Origin of the sequence: Mesorhizobium sp. M1428, from assembly GCF_040317515.1 — a bacterium.
Taxonomy (GTDB): Bacteria; Pseudomonadota; Alphaproteobacteria; order Rhizobiales; family Rhizobiaceae; genus Mesorhizobium.
On record NZ_JAMYKT010000013.1, the window covers coordinates 13095 to 34093 of the forward strand.

General features: G+C 63.3%; 17 protein-coding genes and 1 pseudogene. 9 read left to right on the forward strand and 9 right to left on the reverse strand.

All coding sequences use genetic code 11. The features are described from left to right. Nucleotides 1-354: 354 nt before the first annotated feature. The 3 genes from NKG60_RS19015 to NKG60_RS19025 all read right to left on the reverse strand — a co-directional run bounded on the left by NKG60_RS19015 (nt 355) and on the right by NKG60_RS19025 (nt 3585). On the reverse strand, nt 355-1485 hold the full coding sequence (locus NKG60_RS19015) for a patatin-like phospholipase family protein (RefSeq protein ID WP_352666240.1): 1131 nt from the start codon (nt 1483-1485) through the stop codon (nt 355-357). A 26-nt stretch (nt 1486-1511) separates the two neighbouring features. After that, the gene (locus tag NKG60_RS19020; protein WP_352666218.1) at nt 1512-2294 is read right to left on the reverse strand and encodes a 3-hydroxybutyrate dehydrogenase; all 783 of its coding nucleotides are present in this window, start codon (nt 2292-2294) and stop codon (nt 1512-1514) included. 202 nt (nt 2295-2496) lie between these two features. After that, nucleotides 2497-3585, reverse strand: a complete 1089-nt coding sequence (locus tag NKG60_RS19025) for a citrate synthase/methylcitrate synthase (RefSeq protein WP_352865496.1) — start codon at nt 3583-3585, stop codon at nt 2497-2499. Nucleotides 3586-3677: 92 nt separating this feature from the next. On the opposite strand from NKG60_RS19025, the pseudogene NKG60_RS19030 reads away from it, so the two are divergent. Beyond that, a pseudogene (locus NKG60_RS19030) lies at nt 3678-4825 on the forward strand (citrate/2-methylcitrate synthase). A gap of 67 nt (nt 4826-4892) precedes the next feature. Here the strand turns inward: NKG60_RS19030 and phaR are convergent. Then, the gene (gene phaR / locus NKG60_RS19035) at nt 4893-5501 is read right to left on the reverse strand and encodes a polyhydroxyalkanoate synthesis repressor PhaR (RefSeq protein WP_352666214.1); all 609 of its coding nucleotides are present in this window, start codon (nt 5499-5501) and stop codon (nt 4893-4895) included. 278 nt (nt 5502-5779) lie between these two features. Between phaR and NKG60_RS19040 the strand changes: the two genes are divergently transcribed. Then, nucleotides 5780-6964 (forward strand): acetyl-CoA C-acetyltransferase, encoded by a 1185-nt coding sequence (locus NKG60_RS19040; protein ID WP_352666212.1) that lies wholly within the window; start codon nt 5780-5782, stop codon nt 6962-6964. Between the two features lie 104 nt (nt 6965-7068). Next, the gene (gene phbB / locus NKG60_RS19045; protein ID WP_352666211.1) at nt 7069-7794 is read left to right on the forward strand and encodes an acetoacetyl-CoA reductase; all 726 of its coding nucleotides are present in this window, start codon (nt 7069-7071) and stop codon (nt 7792-7794) included. A 66-nt stretch (nt 7795-7860) separates the two neighbouring features. Here the strand turns inward: phbB and NKG60_RS19050 are convergent, their stop codons facing one another. After that, nucleotides 7861-9111, reverse strand: coding sequence for an FAD-dependent monooxygenase (locus NKG60_RS19050; protein ID WP_352975345.1), 1251 nt, complete (start codon nt 9109-9111; stop codon nt 7861-7863). A gap of 83 nt (nt 9112-9194) precedes the next feature. Here NKG60_RS19050 and NKG60_RS19055 point away from each other — a divergent pair, with 83 nt between their 5' ends. The 5 genes from NKG60_RS19055 (at nt 9195) to NKG60_RS19075 (ending at nt 15723) form a co-directional block, all read left to right on the forward strand. Beyond that, nucleotides 9195-9779 (forward strand): TetR/AcrR family transcriptional regulator, encoded by a 585-nt coding sequence (locus tag NKG60_RS19055; RefSeq protein ID WP_352666208.1) that lies wholly within the window; start codon nt 9195-9197, stop codon nt 9777-9779. Between the two features lie 702 nt (nt 9780-10481). Next, nucleotides 10482-13886 carry a helicase-related protein gene (locus tag NKG60_RS19060; RefSeq protein WP_352666207.1) on the forward strand — a complete coding sequence of 1135 codons (3405 nt, stop codon included), beginning with the start codon at nt 10482-10484 and terminating at the stop codon, nt 13884-13886. A 12-nt stretch (nt 13887-13898) separates the two neighbouring features. Continuing rightward, nucleotides 13899-14285 carry an RNA-binding S4 domain-containing protein gene (locus NKG60_RS19065; protein WP_023680553.1) on the forward strand — a complete coding sequence of 129 codons (387 nt, stop codon included), beginning with the start codon at nt 13899-13901 and terminating at the stop codon, nt 14283-14285. Between the two features lie 148 nt (nt 14286-14433). Beyond that, nucleotides 14434-14772, forward strand: a complete 339-nt coding sequence (gene fdxA / locus NKG60_RS19070) for a ferredoxin FdxA (protein ID WP_292664799.1) — start codon at nt 14434-14436, stop codon at nt 14770-14772. A 369-nt stretch (nt 14773-15141) separates the two neighbouring features. Beyond that, a complete protein-coding gene (locus NKG60_RS19075; RefSeq protein ID WP_006327799.1) occupies nt 15142-15723 on the forward strand; it encodes a CarD family transcriptional regulator in 582 nt (193 codons plus the stop codon). Between the two features lie 94 nt (nt 15724-15817). Here the strand turns inward: NKG60_RS19075 and NKG60_RS19080 are convergent, their stop codons facing one another. From NKG60_RS19080 to NKG60_RS19090, 3 genes are all read right to left on the reverse strand, one after another. Further along, on the reverse strand, nt 15818-16591 hold the full coding sequence (locus NKG60_RS19080; RefSeq protein WP_352666205.1) for an amino acid ABC transporter ATP-binding protein: 774 nt from the start codon (nt 16589-16591) through the stop codon (nt 15818-15820). Further along, nucleotides 16588-17268, reverse strand: coding sequence for an ABC transporter permease subunit (locus tag NKG60_RS19085; RefSeq protein ID WP_352666203.1), 681 nt, complete (start codon nt 17266-17268; stop codon nt 16588-16590). The genes NKG60_RS19080 and NKG60_RS19085 overlap by 4 nt, the downstream gene beginning before the upstream one ends. A 120-nt stretch (nt 17269-17388) precedes the next feature. Further along, nucleotides 17389-18162 carry an amino acid ABC transporter substrate-binding protein gene (locus NKG60_RS19090; RefSeq protein ID WP_352666201.1) on the reverse strand — a complete coding sequence of 258 codons (774 nt, stop codon included), beginning with the start codon at nt 18160-18162 and terminating at the stop codon, nt 17389-17391. A gap of 325 nt (nt 18163-18487) precedes the next feature. Between NKG60_RS19090 and NKG60_RS19095 the strand changes: the two genes are divergently transcribed. Then, nucleotides 18488-19345, forward strand: a complete 858-nt coding sequence (locus NKG60_RS19095) for an RNA polymerase factor sigma-32 (protein WP_352666200.1) — start codon at nt 18488-18490, stop codon at nt 19343-19345. Nucleotides 19346-19358: 13 nt separating this feature from the next. Here the strand turns inward: NKG60_RS19095 and NKG60_RS19100 are convergent, their stop codons facing one another. Further along, a complete protein-coding gene (locus tag NKG60_RS19100) occupies nt 19359-20828 on the reverse strand; it encodes a M48 family metalloprotease (protein ID WP_352666198.1) in 1470 nt (489 codons plus the stop codon). Between the last annotated feature and the right edge of the window lie 171 nt (nt 20829-20999).

Consider the following 20999-nt stretch of genomic DNA (forward strand, 5'->3'; position numbering starts at 1 on the left):
GGCCAGGCCGCATCTTCTACTTGGGGCGCGTCGCCGATATGGGTGCGCGCGAGGCCGTATTCAAATTGCCGTGATCGGCGAAGCGCGCTTCTACCTCAAAGTTGCATCGCAATATAGTCAGAAAAGTTGATGGATTGTTGCTTTGTCCGCAAAGATGCGGCTGCAGCATCGGCTGTTGATCGCCAAAACAGCGGTATGGCAGCAAGTGTCAGGATGATTGGACGGATTGTGATGTCATCTGCTTTGCGGAGGAGCCGGAACAATTCCAGGAAAGGTGTGAAACGGTTTTCCGTCCGGAATTGCGTCAAAACAAAAAGATGGAGCGGTTCGGCGTTTCCGAAAGGATGAACCGTTCTAGGCCGGACGGCGGGCGGCCTCGGGCTGCTTGCGCGCCGCAAGAAACTCCTTGACCCGCCGGCCCGGCGCCGGCCCGCGCACCGGCTTCAAGCCGTCGTCGAGCTCGCCGGACAGATCGATCGTCGGCCGCTTGCCGACGGCGTCGTAATTTTCTTCCAGCCAGTCACTGGCTGCGGTGCGGCCGAGGTCGCGCAGATAGGCAAGAAACGCCCATTCGGCATTGACCTTGGACGATGCCGACAGATCCTTGAACGCTTCGTCGGCGTCGATGCGGTGCATGCGGATGTCGCGATATTCGCCATGCGGCAATCGGCCGGCGGCGATCAGTTCCTTGACGAAGGCGATCGAGCGGAATTCGCGCAACAGCCCGGCATTGAAGGTGATCTCGTCGATGCGGTTCTGGATTTCATTGGCGCTTTTCGGCGTCCCCTCGCGGACCACCGGATTAATCTGCACCAAGAGCACGTCCTCGGTGGCCGCGGTCTTGAAGAACGGGAACAGTGCCGGGTTGCCGCCATAGCCGCCATCCCAATAGGGCACGCCCTTGATCTCGACGGCACGGAACAATTGCGGCAGGCAGGCCGACGCCATCACCGTGTCGAGGTCGATCTCGCCGTCCGAGAAGACCCGCAACTGGCCGGTCTCGACATTGGTAGCGGAAATGAACAGTTCTATCGATTTGCAGGCGCGCACATTATCGAAATCGATCTCACGTTCGACCACGTCGCGCAGCGGATTGATGGCGAGCGGATTGGCGATATAGGGCGAAAATACCCGAGACATCGTATCGAACAGGAAATAGCCGGGCGTGTTCTCGATCGACCAATTGCCCCAGGCGACGTCCCAAGGCATGCGCTGCACCGGGCTGAAGCGCCCCTTTGCCGCCACCGCACGCCAGAAATCATCGAGCTTCCGCCGCGCGCCCTCGACGCCGCCGCGGACAAAGCCGTCGGCCAGCGCCACGGCATTCATGGCGCCGGCACTGGTGCCCGAAACCGCCGTTATGTCGAGGCGCCCGTCCTCGAGCAGCCGATCGAGCACGCCCCAGGAAAACGCCCCGTGCGAACCGCCGCCTTGCAGCGCGATGTTGATCTTCTTTGGCTCTTCCGCCTTGCCGTTTTTCGGCATGGCGTGGCCCTTGACCGCTGGATGGCTCACTGAGCGGTCCAGCCGCCATCGACAGAGATGTGCGTGCCGTTGATCTGCGCCGCCGCATCCGAGCACAGGAACACCGCGGCCGCCGCAACCTGTTTGATCGTGACGAACTCCTTGGTCGGTTGCCTTTCGAGCATGACCTCGCGGACCACCGTCTCGCGGTCCATCTTGTTGGCCTTCATCTGGTCGGGGATCTGCGCCTCGACCAGCGGCGTCAACACATAGCCCGGACAAATGGCATTGCAGGTGATCTTGTCGCGCGCCAGCTCAAGGGCGACAGTCTTGGTCAAGCCCATAATGCCATGCTTGGCTGAGACATAGGCCGACTTGAACGGCGACGCGACCAGGCCGTGGGCCGAGGCGACGTTGACGATCCGGCCGCCACCGGCCTGTTTCATCAACGGGATGGCGGCTGCGATCGTATGGAAGGCCGATGACAGGTTGATGGCGATGATCGCATCCCACTTCTCGATCGGGAAGCTTTCAACCGGCGCGACATGCTGGATGCCGGCATTGTTGACCAGGATGTCGACCGAGCCGAATGTCTCGGCCGCCTTCGCCACCAAAGCCCGGCACTCGGCCGGCTTCGACATGTCGGCCTTGATGTAGATGGTCTTCACCTTGTGGTGCTTGGCGATTGCGTCGACGATGGCGTGATCGTCGGCGGTGTCGGAAAAGGAATTGACGACGACGTTGCAGCCTTCAGCCGCGAGCGCGTGGGCAATTGCCAGGCCGATGCCCGAGGTGGAACCGGTGACGATGGCGGTTTTTCTGGCGGTCAAGGCGGCTTATTCCTTTCGAGGTGGGCTCCCGTGGAACCATGCTGCACTGCAGCATATAGGCTCTCTGCCACCCAAGAACAGCGGATGTGTGGAGCAATTACATGAAAATTTTGTCATGTAGACCTCTCTCATCTTTGACGAGAGAGGTGTCCGGCACCGGCTGTAGCGGGCCGGTTTCCGTAAAGCATTCGGGGAAAAATCCTCAGGCGACGAGGTCCGGCACCGGCCCGATATAGCGCGACTGCGGCCGGATCAGCCGTCCACTCGTCTGCTGCTCGCGCGCATGCGCGATCCAGCCGGCGACGCGCCCGGCAGCAAAGACATTGGTGAACGCCTCTGTTGGAAAGCCCGCCGCTTCCAGCAGAAGTGCTGTGAAGAACTCGACATTAGTCTGGAGCGAGCGCGACGGCTTGGCGATGCGAAGCACTTCGAGCGCCGCTTGCTCTACGCTTTCGGCAAACGCCAGCCGGTGGCCGGCTTCGCCCTTGGCGCCGAGTTGCCGCACCACCGCTTTCAGCACGTCGGCACGCGGGTCGCGCACGCGGTAGATGCGATGCCCGAAGCCCATGATGCGCTGGCCGCGCCCGATCTCGTCGCGCAGCCAGCCGGCGGCGTCGCCATGCGCCTCGATCGCATCCAGCATCTCGATTACCGGACCTGGCGCGCCGCCATGCAGCGGCCCCTTGAGCGCTCCGAGCCCGGCCAGCACCGCCGAAGCAAGCCCAGCCTGCGTCGAGGCGACCACGCGCGCGGCGAAGGTCGACGCGTTGAGGCCATGGTCGCAAACCGTCACCAGATAGGTATCGAGCGCCTTCGCCAATTTCGGCGAGGCCGCAATGCCGGTCAGCATCCGCAGAATGTCGGCGGCATGATCGGCCTTGCTGTCAGGCGCAATCGGGCTTTCGCCGCGCTGCAAGCGCAGCAAGGCCGGCGTCAGCACGGCAGGTGCCGCAACCAGCCGCAGCGCGTCCGGCAATTTGTCACCATCCGGCAGCAGGGCAATGCCGGCGCGCATCGCGCTGTAGATATCGAGGGATGCGAGAAACGGCAGCAAGGGTTCGGTCTGCTCGAACACTTCGCTGCGCGCCCGACCGATCGCGATCGCCAGCTCCCTGCCGTCGGGAAGATCGTCGAAAAAGCCGTCGAACAGCAGATGAACCACCTCGGCGTATTTCCAGCGGCCTGCCAGGTCGGGCAACGAATGGCCCCGGATGGTCAGGCGGCCACCAAGACCGTCAACATCGGAGAGCACCGTTTCCGCCGCCACCACATCATCGAGCCCATTCGCCATTGGTTTTCTCCTTGACCCTTTCCGTGCGGTAGATAAGGGTTGGCGACTGGCCCATCAATCTTGATCAATAGAATCAACATGACAAGGCTGACATGACGGAGTGGCTGACGCGGGACGAAGCCCTGGAGCGTCTCAGGGTGCGCGCCCAGACGCTCTATGCCTATGTCAGCCGCGGACGCATCGGCATGCGGCCGGATGGGGCCGATCCACGCCGCAGCCAGTATCGCGCCGACGACATCGCGGCGCTGGCGAGCCGCCGGCGCGCGGCCGAAACCCGCAGGCAATCGCCGAAAGCGCGATTGCCTGGGGTGAGCCGGCGATCGCCACCACGATCTCGACCGTTTTGCACGGCCGCCTCGTCTATCGCGGCCAGGATGCGGTCACGCTCTCCGAGACTGCCACGCTGGAGCAGACGGCAAACCTGCTTTGGGCGTCTGGCGCACCAGTGTCGTTCGGGTCGGCGAGCCGCCATAGTAACGGCGCGACTAACCGGCCGGCTGCCTTCGCGGAATTGGCCGCGTTGGCGGCCAACGGCCGGCCTTCGCTCGGCCGCCGATCGGCTTCGCTCAACCACGATGCGGCCGGCGCCATCGCCGCTCTGGCTCAGGCGCTCGGCGCGGTTCACGGAAGCGGTGCCGTGCATGAAAGGCTGGCGCGGGGATGGTCGCTCGATGCGGCCGGCGCAGACTTGATCCGCCGCTCACTGGTACTGTTGGCCGATCACGAATTGAACGCATCGACCTTCGCCGCACGGGTCGCCGCGTCCACCGGCGCACCTGTTTCGGCCTGCCTGCTTGCCGGCCTCGCCACCCTCTCCGGTCCGCGCCATGGCGGCGCCGCGGAGGCGGTCATGATGTTGGGCGAGGATGCACAGAGATTGAGGCCGGATGCGGCTGTCGGTCGCTGGCTCGGTCACGACAGGCCACTGCCCGGATTTGGCCATCCGCTTTATCCCGACGGCGATCCGCGTGCGGAACCGTTACTGGCCGCGATAGATGTCGATGATGGGCTGTCACGGCTTTGCGATGCGGCCTTTGCGGCAACGGGCATGCGCCCGAACGTCGATTTCGCCTTGGCTGCGCTCACGCGCAGTCTCCGTTTGCCGTCCGATGCCCCGTTCCGTCTGTTCGCGCTCGGCCGCAGCGTCGGCTGGGCCGCGCATGCCGTGGAGCAGGTGACAAGCAGCGGCCTGATCCGGCCGCGCGCCCGCTACCAGGGACCGCTGCCGGAGCAGCTCTAGCCGCGCTGTGTGCGAAAGTCTCAGCGGCACCTGAGGGAAGGTTCGACGCGGCGCCTCGCCCTGGCAGTCACGACATCGTGTCGAGCTTGCGCTGCATCGCGGCGATCTGCTCCTTCAGCTCCTGAAGGTCGTCGGGTTTTTCCGGTGTTTCTTTCTTGGCCGGTTCGGGTGGTGCTGCTGCCGGCGCAGAGCCCGCGGGCGGGAACGGCGTGAACAGCCGCATGGCGTTCTGGAACATTTCCATGTTGCGCCGCGTCTGCTCCTCCAGCACCTTGATCGGCGTGGCGATCTTCATCATGTCCATCGGCGACTTGCCAAGGGCATCTTTCATTTGCTCGCGAAAGCGTTCCTGCTCCTTCGAGAAGGCCAGCATCGACTGTTCGAGAAAGCTCGGCACGATCATCTGCATCTGATCGCCGTAATAGGCGATGAGCTGACGCAGGAACGGGATCGGCAACATGTTCTGCCCGTCCTTGTTCTCCAGCTCGAAGATGATCTGGGTCAGCACCGGATGCGTGATGTCGTCACCGGTCTTGGCGTCCTGGACAGTAAACTCCTCGCCTTTTTTGACCATTTCAGCGAGATCCTCGAGCGTCACATAGGTGCTGGTGCCCGTATTGTAGAGACGGCGATTGGCATATTTCTTGATAACAATAGTTTCGTCTTTTGCGGCCATCTGCATCCTCCCCGGACACCGGGCAGCTTAAGTAAGCCGCCGGTAACGATTGCGCCTTTTTAAAGGATATGCGCAAAAGCGTCATGAATCCAAGCAGTTTGTGCAGTGCGGGAACATTTTATGTTGCGCAGCACGGACGGGCCGCCGTTGCAGCGACGGGCGGCCTGCTTGCGGCAGTGGGGCGCCATGCCCATTTCGGGTTTGACTCGGGTTGTGGAAAGGGCAAGAAAAGTCCCCGACGGCACCCGAAATCGTTCCCCGAAAGCCTGGAGAAGAACATGTCCGCTTCCAACGCCATCGTTGTCGCCAGTGCAGCGCGCACGCCTGTCGGCTCCTTCAACGGCGCCTTCGCCAACACGCCAGCCCATGAATTGGGTGCGGTCGCCGTCAAGGAAGCGCTGGTCCGTGCCGGCGTCGACGGCAAGGAAGTGGACGAGGTCATTCTCGGCCAGATCCTGACCGCGGCTCAAGGGCAGAACCCAGCGCGGCAGGCGGCTATGGCCGCCGGCGTGCCGCAGGAGGCGACCTCCTGGGGCCTCAACCAGCTCTGCGGCTCCGGCTTGCGCGCCATCGCGCTCGGCATGCAACAGATCGCCCAGGGCGACGCAAGGATCATCGTTGCCGGCGGCCAGGAATCGATGTCGATGGCTCCGCATGCGCAGCATCTGCGCGGTGGCGTCAAGATGGGCGACTTCAAGCTGATCGACACCATGATCAAGGACGGCCTGACCGATGCCTTCTACGGCTATCATATGGGCAACACCGCCGAGAACGTCGCCCGCCAGTTCCAGATCACCCGCGACGACCAGGACCAGTTCGCACTGGCTTCCCAGAACAAGGCCGAGGCTGCGCAGAAAGCCGGAAAATTCAAGGACGAGATCGTTGCCTTCACAGTCAAGGGCAGGAAGGGCGACACGATAGTCGACCAGGATGAATACATCCGCCACGGCGCGACAATCGACGCCATGACCAAGCTCAAGCCGGCCTTCGACAAGGAAGGCACGGTGACAGCAGCCAATGCCTCCGGCATCAACGACGGCGCCGCAGCCGTGGTGCTGATGACCGAAGCGGAAGCCGCAAGGCGCGGCATCACACCTCTGGTGCGTATCGTTTCCTGGGCGACCGCCGGCGTCGACCCGCAGATCATGGGGACGGGACCGATCCCCTCCTCGCGCAAGGCGCTGGCCAAGGCCGGCTGGTCGGTCGGCGATCTCGATCTGGTCGAAGCCAACGAGGCCTTCGCCGCGCAGGCCTGCGCCGTCAACAAGGACATGGGCTGGGACCCGGCCATCGTCAACGTCAATGGCGGCGCCATCGCCATCGGCCATCCGGTCGGCGCCTCGGGCGCCCGCATCTTCAACACGCTGGTCTACGAGATGCGCCGCAGAAGTGCCAAGAAAGGCCTTGCCACGCTGTGCATCGGCGGCGGGATGGGTGTTGCCATGTGCGTGGAAGCATTGTGATGAGATAAGCGATACGAATAGGATGCTGGCGCAAAGCGAGTAGGGAGTAGAGGGCAAACCCCACCGCTTCAACGCTCAGTCATCTGCATTTCCCGGGAGGACACATGACAAAGGTTGCAATCGTCACAGGCGGGTCGCGCGGCATCGGCGCGGCGATATCGGTCGCCTTGAAAAGCGCCGGCTATTCGGTGGCCGCAAACTACGCCGGCAATGAGGAAGCGGCGGCAAAGTTCAAGGCCGCAACCGGCATCCCGGTCTATAAATGGTCCGTCGCCGACTACGAGGCCTGCGCCGCCGGCATCAAACAGATCGAGGCCGATCTCGGTCCCGTCTCGGTGCTGGTCAATAATGCCGGCATCACTCGCGACGCGATGTTCCACAAGATGACGCGCGAGCAATGGAAAGAGGTCCTCGACACCAACCTTTCTGGTGTCTTCAACATGACGCATCCGTTGTGGGGCGGCATGCGCGACCGCAAGTTCGGTCGCATCATCACCATCTCGTCGATCAACGGCCAGAAAGGCCAGGTAGGCCAGGTCAATTATTCGGCCTCGAAGGCCGGCGATATCGGCTTCACCAAGGCACTGGCCCAGGAAGGCGCGCGCGCCGGCATTACCGTCAACGTCATCTGCCCCGGCTATATCGCCACCGAGATGGTCAAGGCGATGGACGAGAAGGTGCTTAACGAGCGCGTCATCCCGCACATCCCGGTCGGCCGTCTCGGCGAGCCGGAGGAAATCGCGCGCTGCGTCGTCTTCCTCGCTTCCGACGATGCCGGTTTCATCACCGGCTCGACCATTTCAGCCAATGGCGGCCAGTACATTAGCTGAGGCTTGGGATGCCGCGGATGCCCCCCGTACCGGCCCGACGGCAGGTACGGGCAGATAACCGGGCTGTCACGCGGCAAGCTTCAGCACTGGGCTGGCTTCAGGCTGGGTTCGGGCAATTGCACCTGCCTCGCACGCGGGTGCCGGCAGACGGGCAAGCGGCGCCCGACTGAGGCCCGATAGCTTCAAGGCGATGCGGCGCTTCAGGAATGGTGTGAAGTTCAGCACCGATAGCATGAGGTTGCGGACGAACCGCTTCACCGGACTGCGGGTAAGCGCCATGCCGGTCATCATGCCAGCCAGGTCAAGCACCTCCTGGGCCGCCGGGCGTCGCAGTGTTTCATAGAGTTCGAGCTCCGCTTCCGGGCGCACGCCGTTCACCACGTCGCCAAGCAACTGACCAAGCACGATCGCGTCGACGATGCCGGTATTCATGCCTTGCCCTCCCGCCGGGCTGTGTACGTGCGCGGCATCGCCCATCAGGAACAACCGGTCCTTGCGGTATGACCCGACCAGGCGGTGATGCACGCGAAAACGCGAGCTCCATTTCAGGTCGAGCACCCGGCCTCGTTTGCCGGTCGGTCCGCGGCTGTCCAGCAGCGCCTGTATGTCTGCGACCGCGGGTTTTTCCGGCGCGTCGTCCATTGTCGCGACGACGCGGTACGATCCGTCTGGGAGCGGCGCCACCACCACCAGCCCGGCTGGCGCAAAGAACAGCGACACCTCGGTTGGCCCAACCGGCCAGTCGAGACGAACGTCGGCGAGAACGAACGACGCCTCGTAGGCCGCGCCGTCGAACTCGACGCTGGCCGAGCTGCGCACCAGGCTGTGCATACCGTCGCCGCCAACGACGTAGCGTGCCGATATGATCTTCTCGCAGCCGTTCTCGACCACCGTCACGCACGCACCGTCAGTGTCCTGAACCACGGCCTTGGCCTCGACCATGCGGTGGATCACGCCGCCCAGGACGGCAATCCGCTCGGCGAACACCTGCTCGGTGAGATTCTGAGGCAGCATCATCAGATAGGGATGCCTCGACGGAAGCCTTCCGAAATCGAGCTTGAGCAGTGCCCTGTTGCGGTCGCGGATGGCGAAATTCTGCAGCTTCGGGGCAAGCTCGCTCAGCCGCTGTGTGACGCCCAGCGGCTCCAGCGCTTCCAGCGTCTGTGCGTGGATGACGCCAGCCCGCGAGGTCTGAAGGCCCTCTCCAAGCCTGTCGATCAGAACATGGTCGACCCCGGCCTGGTGCAGCACGATGGACAGCGCCAAGCCGGTCGGGCCGGCGCCAATAATCAGGATTTCCGTTGTATCGGGCAACATTTTCTCTCTCCATTTGTCAACATATGTTGACTTTTTAGCCGAAGCCATTGCATTTGTCAACGACCGTTGGCATATGCATTTTCATGACCGAGAATCAGTCGAAGAAACCCAGCAAGTCGGATCGCACCCGGGCTCAGATACTTGAGGCCGCGAAGCTCCTGTTCGCCGAACGCGGCTATGACGGCGCCTCGATCCGTGACGTCGCGGCGCATGCTTCGATCGATCCGGCCATGGTGATCCGCTATTTCCGCAGCAAGGACGAGTTGTTTGCCAGGGCGGCGGTCGTCGATCTGAAATTGCCCGCACTACGGGTGATCGACCGGACCGACATCGGTAAGACACTGATCAGGCGATTTCTCGAAATCTGGGAAGATCCGGCCAACGGTACCGGCATGGTAATTCTGCTGCGTTCGGCGACGTCGAACGAATTTGCCGCCGAAAAGTTGCGCGATGTATTTGCCAACCAGGTGAGGCCACTGGTTGCGGCGGTCGCTGATCCCGCCGATGCGGGCCGGCGCGCCGGGCTCATTTCCAGCCAGTTGCTGGGACTGGCGATGTGCCGGTACCTGCTGCGGCTTCCGCCGGTCGTCGCCCTGTCTCAAGACGAAATCATCCAGAACGTTGGCCCCACATTGCAGCGATATGCCGTCGGAGCGGACGTATCCTGAACAAGCCATTCGGCATGGTTGGCCGAGTTCTGAGCCTCACGCACTAAGCGCGTCGACCCGATGGCCATGATGCCGCGTGTGCCGAACCAGTACACAAAGGTTAACGGCCGCTGCGCAGCCTGTGCAAAAACCGCCCAGCAGCCTGTGGATTCTCGGTGGAAAAGCTGTTCACAACACAACATGTTGCGGTGAACAAACCAAGAAACTTCGCCTATCTCTGATTCGTCGCCGATTCGTTCCGGCTTTGAGCGGAACGTTAACGGCGAGAGCTGAAAACACCCTCGAAATGATTAAAGCGCATTAGGAAACATCAATAATTTCATAATGTTGCGCGAAGCAGGTTGGCCGGCCACGATCATTCACCAGCAAAGGTTAACCGTGGTGCTGGCTTGGATGCCGCCTGCATGAATCGGGCCAGTTTCCGTGATTCAGCATGTGGTGAGATTCGCCGGCAGAAAGCCCAGATGTAGCCGTGAACAAAACCTGAATCAGCGCGAGTCAGTGATTCGTCGCTGATTCGTTCCAGACTCGTTCCAACTGTTAATCGGGAACAGATTTTTGGCTTTGAAGCGACCAATCGGCCCGCCCTCGGCACATTCCGCTTTCGCTTCGCGCCCGAAATCCCTATGTGTCGCCTGTCATACGCGGCCAATATGGGCGCGCTCCCGACAATGCGAGGCAGAGAGCCTTATTTCCAGGCCGATGAACATCCATCCGAAACACACTGAACCGCTGATCCTGTCGGGTCGAGACGTGACGGCCGTGCTCGGCCCGACCAACACCGGCAAGACCCATCTCGCCATCGAACGCATGGTGGCGCATGAAAGCGGCGTCATAGGCCTGCCGCTCAGGCTGCTTGCCCGCGAGGTCTATACGCGCGTCTGCGAGAAGGTCGGCGCCCATAAGGTTGCGCTCATCACCGGCGAGGAAAAGATCCAGCCGGCTGGCGCGAAATACTCGGTCTGCACCGTGGAAGCGATGCCGCGCGAGACCGACGCCGCCTTCGTGGCCATCGACGAGGTCCAGCTTGCCGGCGATCTCGAACGCGGCCACATCTTCACCGATCGCATCCTGCATCTGCGCGGCCGCCAGGAGACGCTGCTACTGGGCGCGGCCACCATGCACGGCATCCTGCAGCGCCTGCTGCGAGGCGTGTCGGTGGTGACCCGGCCGCGGCTATCGCATCTTGCCTATGCCGGCTCGAAGAAGCTGACCCGCCTGCCGCGGCGCACCGCGATCGTCGCCTTCTCCGCCGACGAGGTCTATGCCATCGCCGAGCTGATCCGCCGCCAGCAGGGCGGTGCCGCCGTCGTGCTCGGCGCACTCAGCCCGCGCACCCGCAACGCCCAGGTGGCGCTGTTCCAATCGGGCGACGTCGACTACCTCGTCGCGACCGACGCCATCGGCATGGGCCTCAACCTCGACCTCGACCACGTCGCCTTCGCCCAGAACCGTAAATTCGACGGCTACCAGTACCGCAACCTGACGGCGGCCGAGCTCGGCCAGATTGCCGGCCGCGCCGGCCGGCATCTGCGCGACGGCACCTTCGGCGTCACCGGCCAGGTCGATCCGCTGGATGAGGAACTCGTCAAGAAGATCGAGGCACATGATTTCGACCCGGTGAAAGTGTTGCAGTGGCGCACCGCGCATTTCGATTTCGCCAACCTCGATGCGCTGAAGCGCTCGATCGAGACCAACGCCCCGGTCGAAGGCCTGACGCGCGCACTGCCGGCAGTAGACGCGCAGGCGCTCGAGCATCTGTCGCGCGACGAGGATGTCCGGGCACTCACCACCGATGCCAGGCGCGTGGCGCTGCTGTGGGAAGCCTGCGCGCTGCCCGACTACAGGAAGATTGCGCCGGCCCAGCACGCCGACTTGATCGCCTCCATCTACATGGACCTTGCCAGGCACGGCCATGTCGACGAGAACTACATGGCCGAGCAGGTGCGCCGTGCCGACACCACCGAAGGCGACATCGACACGCTATCGCACAGGATTGCCCAGATCCGCACATGGACCTTCGTTTCCAACCGGCCCGGCTGGCTGGCCGATCGGGCACACTGGCAGGAAAAGACGCGCGAAATCGAAGACAGATTGTCGGATGCGCTGCATGAGCGGTTGACGAAACGTTTTGTAGACCGCAGGACTTCCGTCCTCATGCGGCGCCTTAGAGAAAACACGATGCCTGAAGCCGAAATCAGCCCAACCGGAACCGTCCTCGTCGAAGGCCATCACGTCGGCGAGTTGCAGGGTTTCCGCTTCACCGCCGACCAGAGCGCCGGCGGCGAGGATGCCAAGGCAGTGCGGGCGGCGGCGCAGAAGGCGCTTGCCGCCGAGTTCGAGGCGCGGGCCGAGCGCTTCGGCGCCTCTGCCAATGGCGACATTGCGCTGGGTTCGGATGGCACGCTGCGCTGGATCGGCGCCCCGATCGGCACGCTGGTTGCCGGCGAAGACGCTTTGAAGCCGCGTCTCGTTCTGCTCGCCGACGAGCAACTCACCGGCCCGGCCCGCGACAAGGTTGCGGCGCGCGCCGAGCGCTTCGTCAATTTCCAGATCGAATCCCTGCTGAAGCCGCTGGTTGATCTCAAGAATGCCGAGCAGATCACCGGCATCGGCCGCGGCATCGCTTTCCAGCTTGTCGAGCATTTCGGCCTCATCAACCGTCGCGACATTGCCGACGAGATGAAGTCGCTCGACCAGGAAGGCCGCGCGGCGCTTCGCCGTCTCGGCGTGCGCTTCGGCGCCTACCATGTCTTCGTGCCGGCGTTGATCAAACCGGCGCCGGCCGGGCTGATAACGCTGCTGTGGGCACTGAGGAACGACGGCAAGGACAAGCCCGGCTTCGGCGATGTCGTTCACGCACTGGCCTCCGGCCGCACCTCGGTGGTCATCGATCCCACATTCGACAAGACCTTCTACAAGCTTGCCGGCTACCGCAATCTTGGCCGGCGTGCCGTACGCGTCGATATTCTCGAACGACTGGCCGACCTGATCCGGCCGGCGACCAACTGGAAGCCGGGCCTCGGCCCTCGCCCCGACGGCGCCTATGACGGCCAATCCTTCATGGTGACGCCGCCGATGATGTCGATCCTCGGCGCCACCGCCGACGACATGGAAGAAATCCTGAAGGGACTCGGCTATCGCGCCGATGCCAAACCGGCAGCCGAGGTCAAGGCGCGGCTCGAAGCACAGGACAGTGCCGCGCGTGACGCTGCCACTGCAAAGCAGGCGGCGGAAGAGGCTGCGCGAGCCGAGCAGGCGAGGATGGCGGAAGCATCTGCCGCGGCAGAGCCGCCGGCGGAGGTTTCCGAGCCAGTGTCGGATGCGACCCCAGTTGCGGAGGCAGCAGCCGAAGCCGCGACCGAAGCGGCGGCAGAGCCTGTCGCGGAAGCTCCAGCCCCAGAAGCTGCGGCAGAAGTCACGCAAGAGGCCCGGCCCGCCGCCGAGGCGACTGCTGAAGCGCCTGCGGAACCAGCGGCTGAGCCAAGGGCGGAACTTGGGGCGGAAACTGAGGCTACGGCACCGGCAGAGCCGCCGGTTTTCGAAACTACGGAAGCATCGCCCCCCGAACCTGCAGCAACGGCGGAAGCCGTCGCCGGCGAAGCTGCTCCAGAAGCCGAGGAGCCAAAACCCATCCTGTTGTGGCGGCAGGCTCGTTTCGACCAGCGCCCACGTCATCGCCAGCATGACAACCGCCCCCGGGACAATCATCGGGACAATCGTGCGCGCAATGGTCAAGCTGCGCCGGGCGGCCGCAGCGATGCGCCGGTAGATGCCGGCGCGCAACCGACGCCGGGCGACGGGCCTGCCCGTCAGGGGCGCCACGACCAGCGCGACGGCGCCGGCAAGCCGCGCTTCGACCGCAGCAAGTTCAAGCCGAGGCCGCAAGGCGAGGCGGCAGAGCGCGCAAGCAAGCCGCAAGGCGAACGCCCCGACCGGCGCGAAAACCGGCCCGACTGGAAGGGTGGCCGACAGGACGGCAAAGGCGGCGCCCAAGGCGCAAAGCCCGCCTTCCAGCCAAAGCCGCGTGAGGAACGCCCGGTCCGCTTCGATCCGGACTCGCCCTTCGCCAAGCTCGCCGCGTTGCGCGACCAGCTGAAGAAGTAAGCTGCTCGTCCGATGGTCACTGATGCCCGCCAGCGCATCGACAAGTGGCTGTTCTTCTCGCGCGCGGTAAAGTCGCGCACGCTGGCAGCCAAGCTGGTCGTCGCCGGACGGGTCCGCATCAATCGCGACAAAGCAGCGCAGGCCTCCGATACGGTCCGGCCGGGCGACGTTTTGACCATCACGCTGGAGCGGCGGATCTTCGTCTGGAAAGTCCTTGGCACCGGCGTACGGCGTGGCCCGGCCGAAGAGGCCCGCCTGCTCTACGAGGACATGTCGCCGCCCCCCGCGCCCAAGGGCGAGGCGCTTCCCGATGCGGTGCCGCCGTTGCGCGAGGCCGGCAGCGGCCGCCCGACGAAGAAAGAACGCCGCCAGACCGACCACCTGCTCGGCGACGATTGAGCAAACTCGAACGTCCGCTTTGCCGGCCCTCTGGAATTCCATTCCGGAAACCGCGGCACCGCTGGCAAGGGCCGCCCTTGCCACCAGCGGACAAAGGCGTTACCTCACCAAAAAAGCCCAACAAAATGGGACGTCCCGGAGCCGACCAATGACCTATGTCGTGACCGACAATTGCATAAAATGCAAATACATGGACTGCATTGAGGTCTGTCCGGTCGACTGCTTCTACGAAGGTGAGAACATGCTCGTCATCCACCCGGACGAGTGCATCGATTGCGGCGTCTGCGAACCGGAATGCCCGGCCGATGCGATCAAGCCCGATACCGAGTCGGGCCTCGACAAATGGCTGCAGATCAACACCGAATATGCCGAGAAATGGCCTAACATCACCGCCAAGAAGGAGCCGCCGGCCGACGCTAAAAACTTCGATGGCGAAACTGGCAAGTTCGAGAAATATTTCTCCCCGGAGCCCGGCGAAGGCGATTGACGAGCCTGCCGGCTGCGGCGGCCTGACGCCGCGTAACAGACGTGATACATTAACTGCCTTGACAGGCGGCGACGGCGCATGGCCTTCGCGCGTGCAGCAAAACCTTGATTCTCCCGACTTTTTGTGTTATATCAAACCAAACATGCCGGTGACACAACGTCGATTTATGGCGCAAACGCCCCAAATCACTGAAAGGTGAATTTCTCAATCCGGACCAGAGCGATCTGGGGCAGGCGGTCGCAATGTTGCGATTTGCCGGTCCTGGCCTTTCCGGTGAGTTCATCGTTGTGTGGCTAAGGACCGGTCACCCCGGTCGCACGAGTTCGGGCCGGCACGATGCCGGTACCACAACAAGGAGTTCAGGGCGTAATGGCAACGATCACCCCGCAGAAGAAGTCCACCGCAGCGCGCCACGGTTTCAAGACCGGCGAGTACATCGTCTATCCGGCGCATGGTGTCGGCCAGATCGTCTCGATCGATGAGCAGGAAGTCGCGGGCCACAAGCTGGAGCTGTTCGTCATCGACTTCCAGAAGGACAAGATGCGCCTCAAGGTGCCGGTCGCCAAGGCGACCTCGATCGGCATGCGCAAGCTGTCGGAAGAGGATTATGTCGAGCGCGCGCTGAAGGTCGTGCAGGGCCGCGCCCGCGTCAAGCGCACCATGTGGTCGCGCCGCGCCCAGGAATATGATGCCAAGATCAACTCCGGCGATCTGATCTCCATCTCGGAAGTGGTGCGCGACCTCTATCGCGCCGACAACCAGCCGGAGCAGTCCTATTCCGAGCGCCAGCTCTACGAGGCGGCGCTTGACCGCATGGCCCGTGAGATCGCGGCCGTCAACCGCATGTCGGAGACCGAAGCGGTGCGCCTCATCGAGGTGAACCTCAATAAGGGTCCGAAGCGCGGCGCCAAGGCCGACAACGAGGAAGCCGAGCAGGAAGAAGCTGCCTGATTTTTTCTCGCCTTCGAATTCAGAAAGACCCGGCCTCGCGCCGGGTTTTTTGTTTTAGCTGACTTTTCTATTTGGCTGACTGGCGATGGCCGTTCTAGCTCTCGCGACCGCCCTCCCTTTCCGCCTCCTGCTTCAGCGTGGCGATAAACCGCTTGGTCCGCTGGCGTTCCGGGTTGCTGAACAGCACCGCGGCCGGGCCTTGTTCGACGATGTTGCCGGCATCGAGGAACACCACTTCCCGCGCGATCTTCGAGGCGAGCCGCAGATCATGCGTCGCCATCACCATGGTCGTGCCCTCGCTGGCGAGCTTGCCGAGCACGTCGACCACCTCCTGCGCCAGTTCCGGATCGAGCGCAGAGGTCGGCTCGTCGCAGAGCAGGACTTTCGGCGAAGGCGCCAGCGCCCGGGCAATCGCCACGCGCTGCTGCTGGCCGCCTGACAGGGTCGCCGGCCAGGCATCGGCCTTGTGCGCCATGCCGACCTTTTCGAGCAGGGCGAGCGCCCGTTGGCGCGCCCTTTCCTTGGGCCATTTCAGCACCGTCACCAGCCCCTCCATGATGTTCTCGATCGCAGTGCGATGCGGAAACAACTGGAAATTCTGGAACACCATGCCGGTCTGCAGCCGCAGCCGCTGAATATCCCTGGTCGAGACCCTGCCGCCAGGGTGGAATTCGAGTGCATCGTCGCCGATCCGCACCGTGCCTGAAGTCGGCAGCTCGAGCAGGTTGATGCAGCGCAAAAGCGTGCTTTTCCCGCCGCCCGATGGCCCGACGAGCGCCGTGACGCTGCCTTCCTCGATGGTGACGGTCACGCCCTTCAGCACGAGATTGTCGCCGAAGCGCTTTTCAATGTTGGTGAGGCCGATCATGCGCGCGCCTCCAGGAAGCCGCCATAACGGTTGAGCCGTTTTTCCAGCCGCGCCTGCAAGGCCGACAGCACGGAGCTCATGACCAGATAGAGGGCCGCTGCCTCGACATAGAGGATCAGCGGCTCATAGGTGGTAGCGACGATGCGCTGCGCTGCCTGGAACATCTCCGGCACGGTGATGGCGGCGGCGAGCGAAGTGTCCTTGACCAGCGAGATGAAGGTGTTGGACAGCGGCGGCACCGCGACGCGCCCCGCCTGTGGAAGAATGGTGCGCCGCATTGCCTGGGCCCAGGTCATGCCGATCGAATAGGCCGCTTCCCACTGGCCCTTGGGCACCGAACCGATGACGGCGCGGATGATTTCCGACGAATATGCACCGATGTTCAAGGTGAAGCCGATCAGTGCTGCCGGAAAGGCGTCGAGCAGGATGCCGGCCGATGGCAGGCCATAGAAGATAAGGAACAGTTGCACGAGAAGCGGCGTGCCGCGGAAGATCCAGACGTAGAAGCGGACCACGGCGACCAGGGGTTTGGGGCCGAACAGCCGGACAAGCGCCACGACCAGGCCGAGGACAAGACCGAACGCAAACGACAGCAGCGTCAACGGCACGGTGAAGATCAGTGCAGCCCACAGCAGCGTAGGCAGGGATTCCAGCATCAATTGCAGCCAGTGCGGCACTAAGCTCCTCCTTGCCAGATTGCCGTCGCTCATATCACGCGAAAGCGGCGGGCCGTCAAAGACAGCTCGCCGCGATACGAACGACGCGGGCCGGCGTTCGGCCCACACGAGAAAGCCGTTTTACTTCGAAACGTCCTGGCCGAAATAGGTGTCGGCGATTTTCTGGTAGGTGCCGTCGGCCTTGATGTCGGCCAGCGCCTTGTTGATGGCGGCCACCAGTTCCGGATCGCCCTTGCGCACGATGACGCCGGAATAGTCGGCGTTTTCCTCCTGCGCGGCAATCTTCACATTGGCGTCTGGCTTGTGCTTCTTGAAATCGAGGAAGGACAGGCTGTCGTTGATGGTGGCGTCGGCGCGGCCGGTGAGAAGCAGTTGGATCGACTGATCGAAGCCGTCGGTGCCGACGAGTTCGGCGCCGTTGGTTTCAGCCAGCTTGCCGAAATTCGAAGTCAGCGACTGCGCCGCCTTCTTGCCCTTGAGATCGGCGAAGCTCTTGATATCGGTGTTGTCGCCACGCACGATCAGCACTGCCTTGGAGGCGATGTAGGGATCCGAAAAGTCATATTTGGCCTTGCGCGCTTCGGTGATGCCGACCTCGTTGATGACGGCATCGTAGCGGTTGGCGTCGAGACCGGCGATCAGCCCGTCCCATTTGCCTTCGAGGAACTGGGCTTTGACGCCGAGGCGCTCGGCGATGGCCCGCGCGATCTCGACGTCGAAGCCAACCAGCGCGCCGGAAGCATCATGATAGGTGAAGGGCGCATAGGTTCCTTCCGTGCCGACCTTGAAGACGCCGGACTGCTTGATCTGGTCGAGATTGGCGCCGGCATGACCGGCGGCGATGGCCAGAACCTGCAGCGTCCCGGCGATAATGAGCGATTTGAGCCATTTCATTTTTCTGTGATCCCGTCCTTGGCCGATGTCCGGCGTCATTGCGAGTGCCGGAAAATGACATATGCGCGATGCCGGAATAAGAAACTAGATTTCAAAAATCTCGCGCCCTTGAAATCCCATTCTCAACCAGCATCTCCCGACGCCATCCGGCTGAGTCAGGGCCGGTGGCGAATCGCCTGGAACAGCGCAATCGACATGACAGTCCGGGGGAACATTCCCCCGCATGGCACGTTCTTCGCTGTTGTAGGGCGCGGCGCCGCCATTTCAACCATCGGCGCCAACTCACGATTCGATCGCACCGCAACGCCTGAAACAGGAGCGCGGCATGATGGAAGACAGTGCAGGACGGACCATGGTTCGCGCGGCGATGAAAGCCCCTTATCTGGAACGTGACGAAGAGCATCTCCTGGCGCTGCGCTGGAAGGAAAATAATGACCAGCAGGCGCTGCACCGCATCACCGTCGCGCATATGCGGCTGGTCATTTCCATGGCGTCGCGGTTTCGCCACTACGGCCTTCCGCTGGGCGACCTGATCCAGGAAGGCCATGTCGGACTGCTGGAGGCAGCGGCCCGTTTCGAGCCCGAGCGCGAGGTGCGGTTCTCGACCTATGCGACCTGGTGGATCCGGGCCTCGATGCAGGACTATATCCTGCGCAACTGGTCGATCGTGCGCGGCGGCACCAGCTCGGCGCAAAAGGCGCTGTTCTTCAACCTGCGGCGCCTGCGCGCCCGCCTGGCAAACGGCGCCGAGCAGACGTCGAATGCCACGCTCTACCGCGAAGTGTCGGCGGCTCTCGGGGTATCGGAGGCCGATGTGGCGATGATGGATTCCCGCCTTTCGGCACCCGACAGTTCGCTCAATACGCCGCTTGCCGACGACGCGGGCGCAACCGAGCGGATGGAGTTCCTGGTTTCGGATGACCCGCTGCCCGATGAGGTCGTCGGCGACACGATCGATGTCGAACGCCGCTCGGTGTGGCTGAGGACGGCACTCGGCGCGCTCAATGCGCGCGAGCTCAGGATTATCGAGGAGCGCCGGCTGAGCGACGAAGGCGCGACGCTCGAAGCACTCGGCGAAACACTCGGCATCTCCAAGGAACGCGTCCGCCAGATCGAGGCGCGCGCCATGGAAAAACTCAAGGCGGCGCTGGTAAAGCAGAATCCGGAATTTCTCGCAGCCTGAACCGCGTCGGCTGCTATTTGTCGGTGACGATCTTGACCTTGTCGCCGGCCGAAACGGCGGCACCCGGCGACAGCGCGTTGAGCACCCTGAACAGATCCAGCTTGCGGTCGACGCCGACCATCTGTGCGGCCAGCGAGCCCATCGTCTGGCCGGGCTGCACCGTGACGATGCGGATACGCAGCGGCTTCAGCGCTGCCTTCTCGGCAGCACTCAGGATGCGGAACGAGCCGCTGACCGAGCGCGCCACCGTGCTCAGCGAGGTGCTGGCCGACGGTGCAGCGGTCAGCAAGCGGTAGACCTGGCCGCCGGCGCGGATCACCGCAATGTCGAATTGCCAGCCATCGGCGCCGGCATGCGCGGTTGCGGCTTCGTTGCCGTTGATCGTCTCCTGGCGAACGCTGCTCTCGTCGAGGCCAGCGACCCAGCCGCTGCGGATGTAGTCGGTCAGCGAGCGGTCCTTGTCGATCGAAACACCGTCAAAGCGGATTGCCATGTCGCCCGGGCCTGTCGCCGTCACCGCCGCCGCCGAATTGTCGATGATAAAGCCGTTAGGCACCGAGAACGACACGCCGAGGCCAGGATGCAGGAAGGTTTCACCGCGCACATAGCCTTCCTCCGGCGTGTCGCCGTAAAGCAGCCCGTCTACGCCGGCAAGGAATGAATCGCGGTCGCGCGACCCGACACCGGGCGCGCCGAACTGGCGGGCGTGGCGCTGCGCGAGATCGATACGCTGCGGCGTGTTGGGGTGCGTCGCCAGGAAGTCGAGGCTGGCGTCGGTGGCGCCGCTGATCGAGCGGAAATCGGTATAGGCCGACATCGACTGCAGGAAGCGGCCGGCGGCGTAGGGGTCGAAACCGGCTTCGCCGATCGACTTGATGCCGATGGCGTCGGCCTCCAGCTCCTGATTACGCGAGAACTGGGCCAGCCTCAGCTTGCCGCGGATCAGCGCCGCCTTGGCCGTCGGGTTGTCGCCGAGCACGTCCGAAACGACCTTGGTCGCCAACCCCTCTTCCGCTTCCAGCTGCTGGCGCTGCAGGCCGTGGTTAGCCGTAACGTGGCCCATCTCATGCGCAATGACGGCGGCAAGCTCGGCCGAATCGTTGGCCAACGCCAGCAGGCCGCGGGTGATGTAGAGATAGCCGCCCGGCAGCGCGAAGGCATTGACGTTGGGCGAGTTGAGGATGGTGATGCGGTAGGTCTGGGTCGGGTTGGCCGACACCACGGTCAGTCTGCCCACGATCTTGGCCACCATGCGCTCGAGCTTGGGGTCAGAATACTCACCGCCATAGGTGGCAAGGATGCGCGGGTGCTGCGCCTTCGCCAGTTGGGCGAGCTTGCTGTTGGCGGCGACATTGTCGACCGTGATCGGCTTGTCGGAGGGCTGGAAGCCCGATTCCTGCACGTCGGGAGGCGTGAACATCTGGCAGCTTGCCAGCGCCAAGGCAAGACCGGCCAGCGCCAGAAAGCGAGCCAGCGGTTTCACCCTCCGATTGTCGATGCCGGTCGGCAGATCGGCTTCCTTTCAAGTCCTGGGACGTGACCGCGAAAATCGGGCGCGATTTCCGGAAAGCATCACGCGCAAAATCAAGTGCTACGGCGTCCTTCGTGCGTCCGACAGATACGAGGCAGCAAGGGCAAATCACGGTCTAAGCCG

Coding starts and splice junctions, on each gene's coding strand:
- NKG60_RS19060 (WP_352666207.1), top strand. CDS start 10,482: ATGAACATCCATCCGAAACACACTGAACCGCTGATCCTGTCGGGTCGA.
- NKG60_RS19080 (WP_352666205.1), bottom strand. CDS start 16,591: ATGATCGGCCTCACCAACATTGAAAAGCGCTTCGGCGACAATCTCGTG.
- NKG60_RS19090 (WP_352666201.1), bottom strand. CDS start 18,162: ATGAAATGGCTCAAATCGCTCATTATCGCCGGGACGCTGCAGGTTCTG.
- NKG60_RS19050 (WP_352975345.1), bottom strand. CDS start 9,111: ATGTTGCCCGATACAACGGAAATCCTGATTATTGGCGCCGGCCCGACC.
- NKG60_RS19065 (WP_023680553.1), top strand. CDS start 13,899: ATGGTCACTGATGCCCGCCAGCGCATCGACAAGTGGCTGTTCTTCTCG.
- NKG60_RS19075 (WP_006327799.1), top strand. CDS start 15,142: ATGGCAACGATCACCCCGCAGAAGAAGTCCACCGCAGCGCGCCACGGT.
- NKG60_RS19055 (WP_352666208.1), top strand. CDS start 9,195: ATGACCGAGAATCAGTCGAAGAAACCCAGCAAGTCGGATCGCACCCGG.
- phaR (WP_352666214.1), bottom strand. CDS start 5,501: ATGGCCGCAAAAGACGAAACTATTGTTATCAAGAAATATGCCAATCGC.
- NKG60_RS19025 (WP_352865496.1), bottom strand. CDS start 3,585: ATGGCGAATGGGCTCGATGATGTGGTGGCGGCGGAAACGGTGCTCTCC.
- NKG60_RS19040 (WP_352666212.1), top strand. CDS start 5,780: ATGTCCGCTTCCAACGCCATCGTTGTCGCCAGTGCAGCGCGCACGCCT.
- fdxA (WP_292664799.1), top strand. CDS start 14,434: ATGACCTATGTCGTGACCGACAATTGCATAAAATGCAAATACATGGAC.
- NKG60_RS19095 (WP_352666200.1), top strand. CDS start 18,488: ATGATGGAAGACAGTGCAGGACGGACCATGGTTCGCGCGGCGATGAAA.
- phbB (WP_352666211.1), top strand. CDS start 7,069: ATGACAAAGGTTGCAATCGTCACAGGCGGGTCGCGCGGCATCGGCGCG.
- NKG60_RS19015 (WP_352666240.1), bottom strand. CDS start 1,485: ATGCCGAAAAACGGCAAGGCGGAAGAGCCAAAGAAGATCAACATCGCG.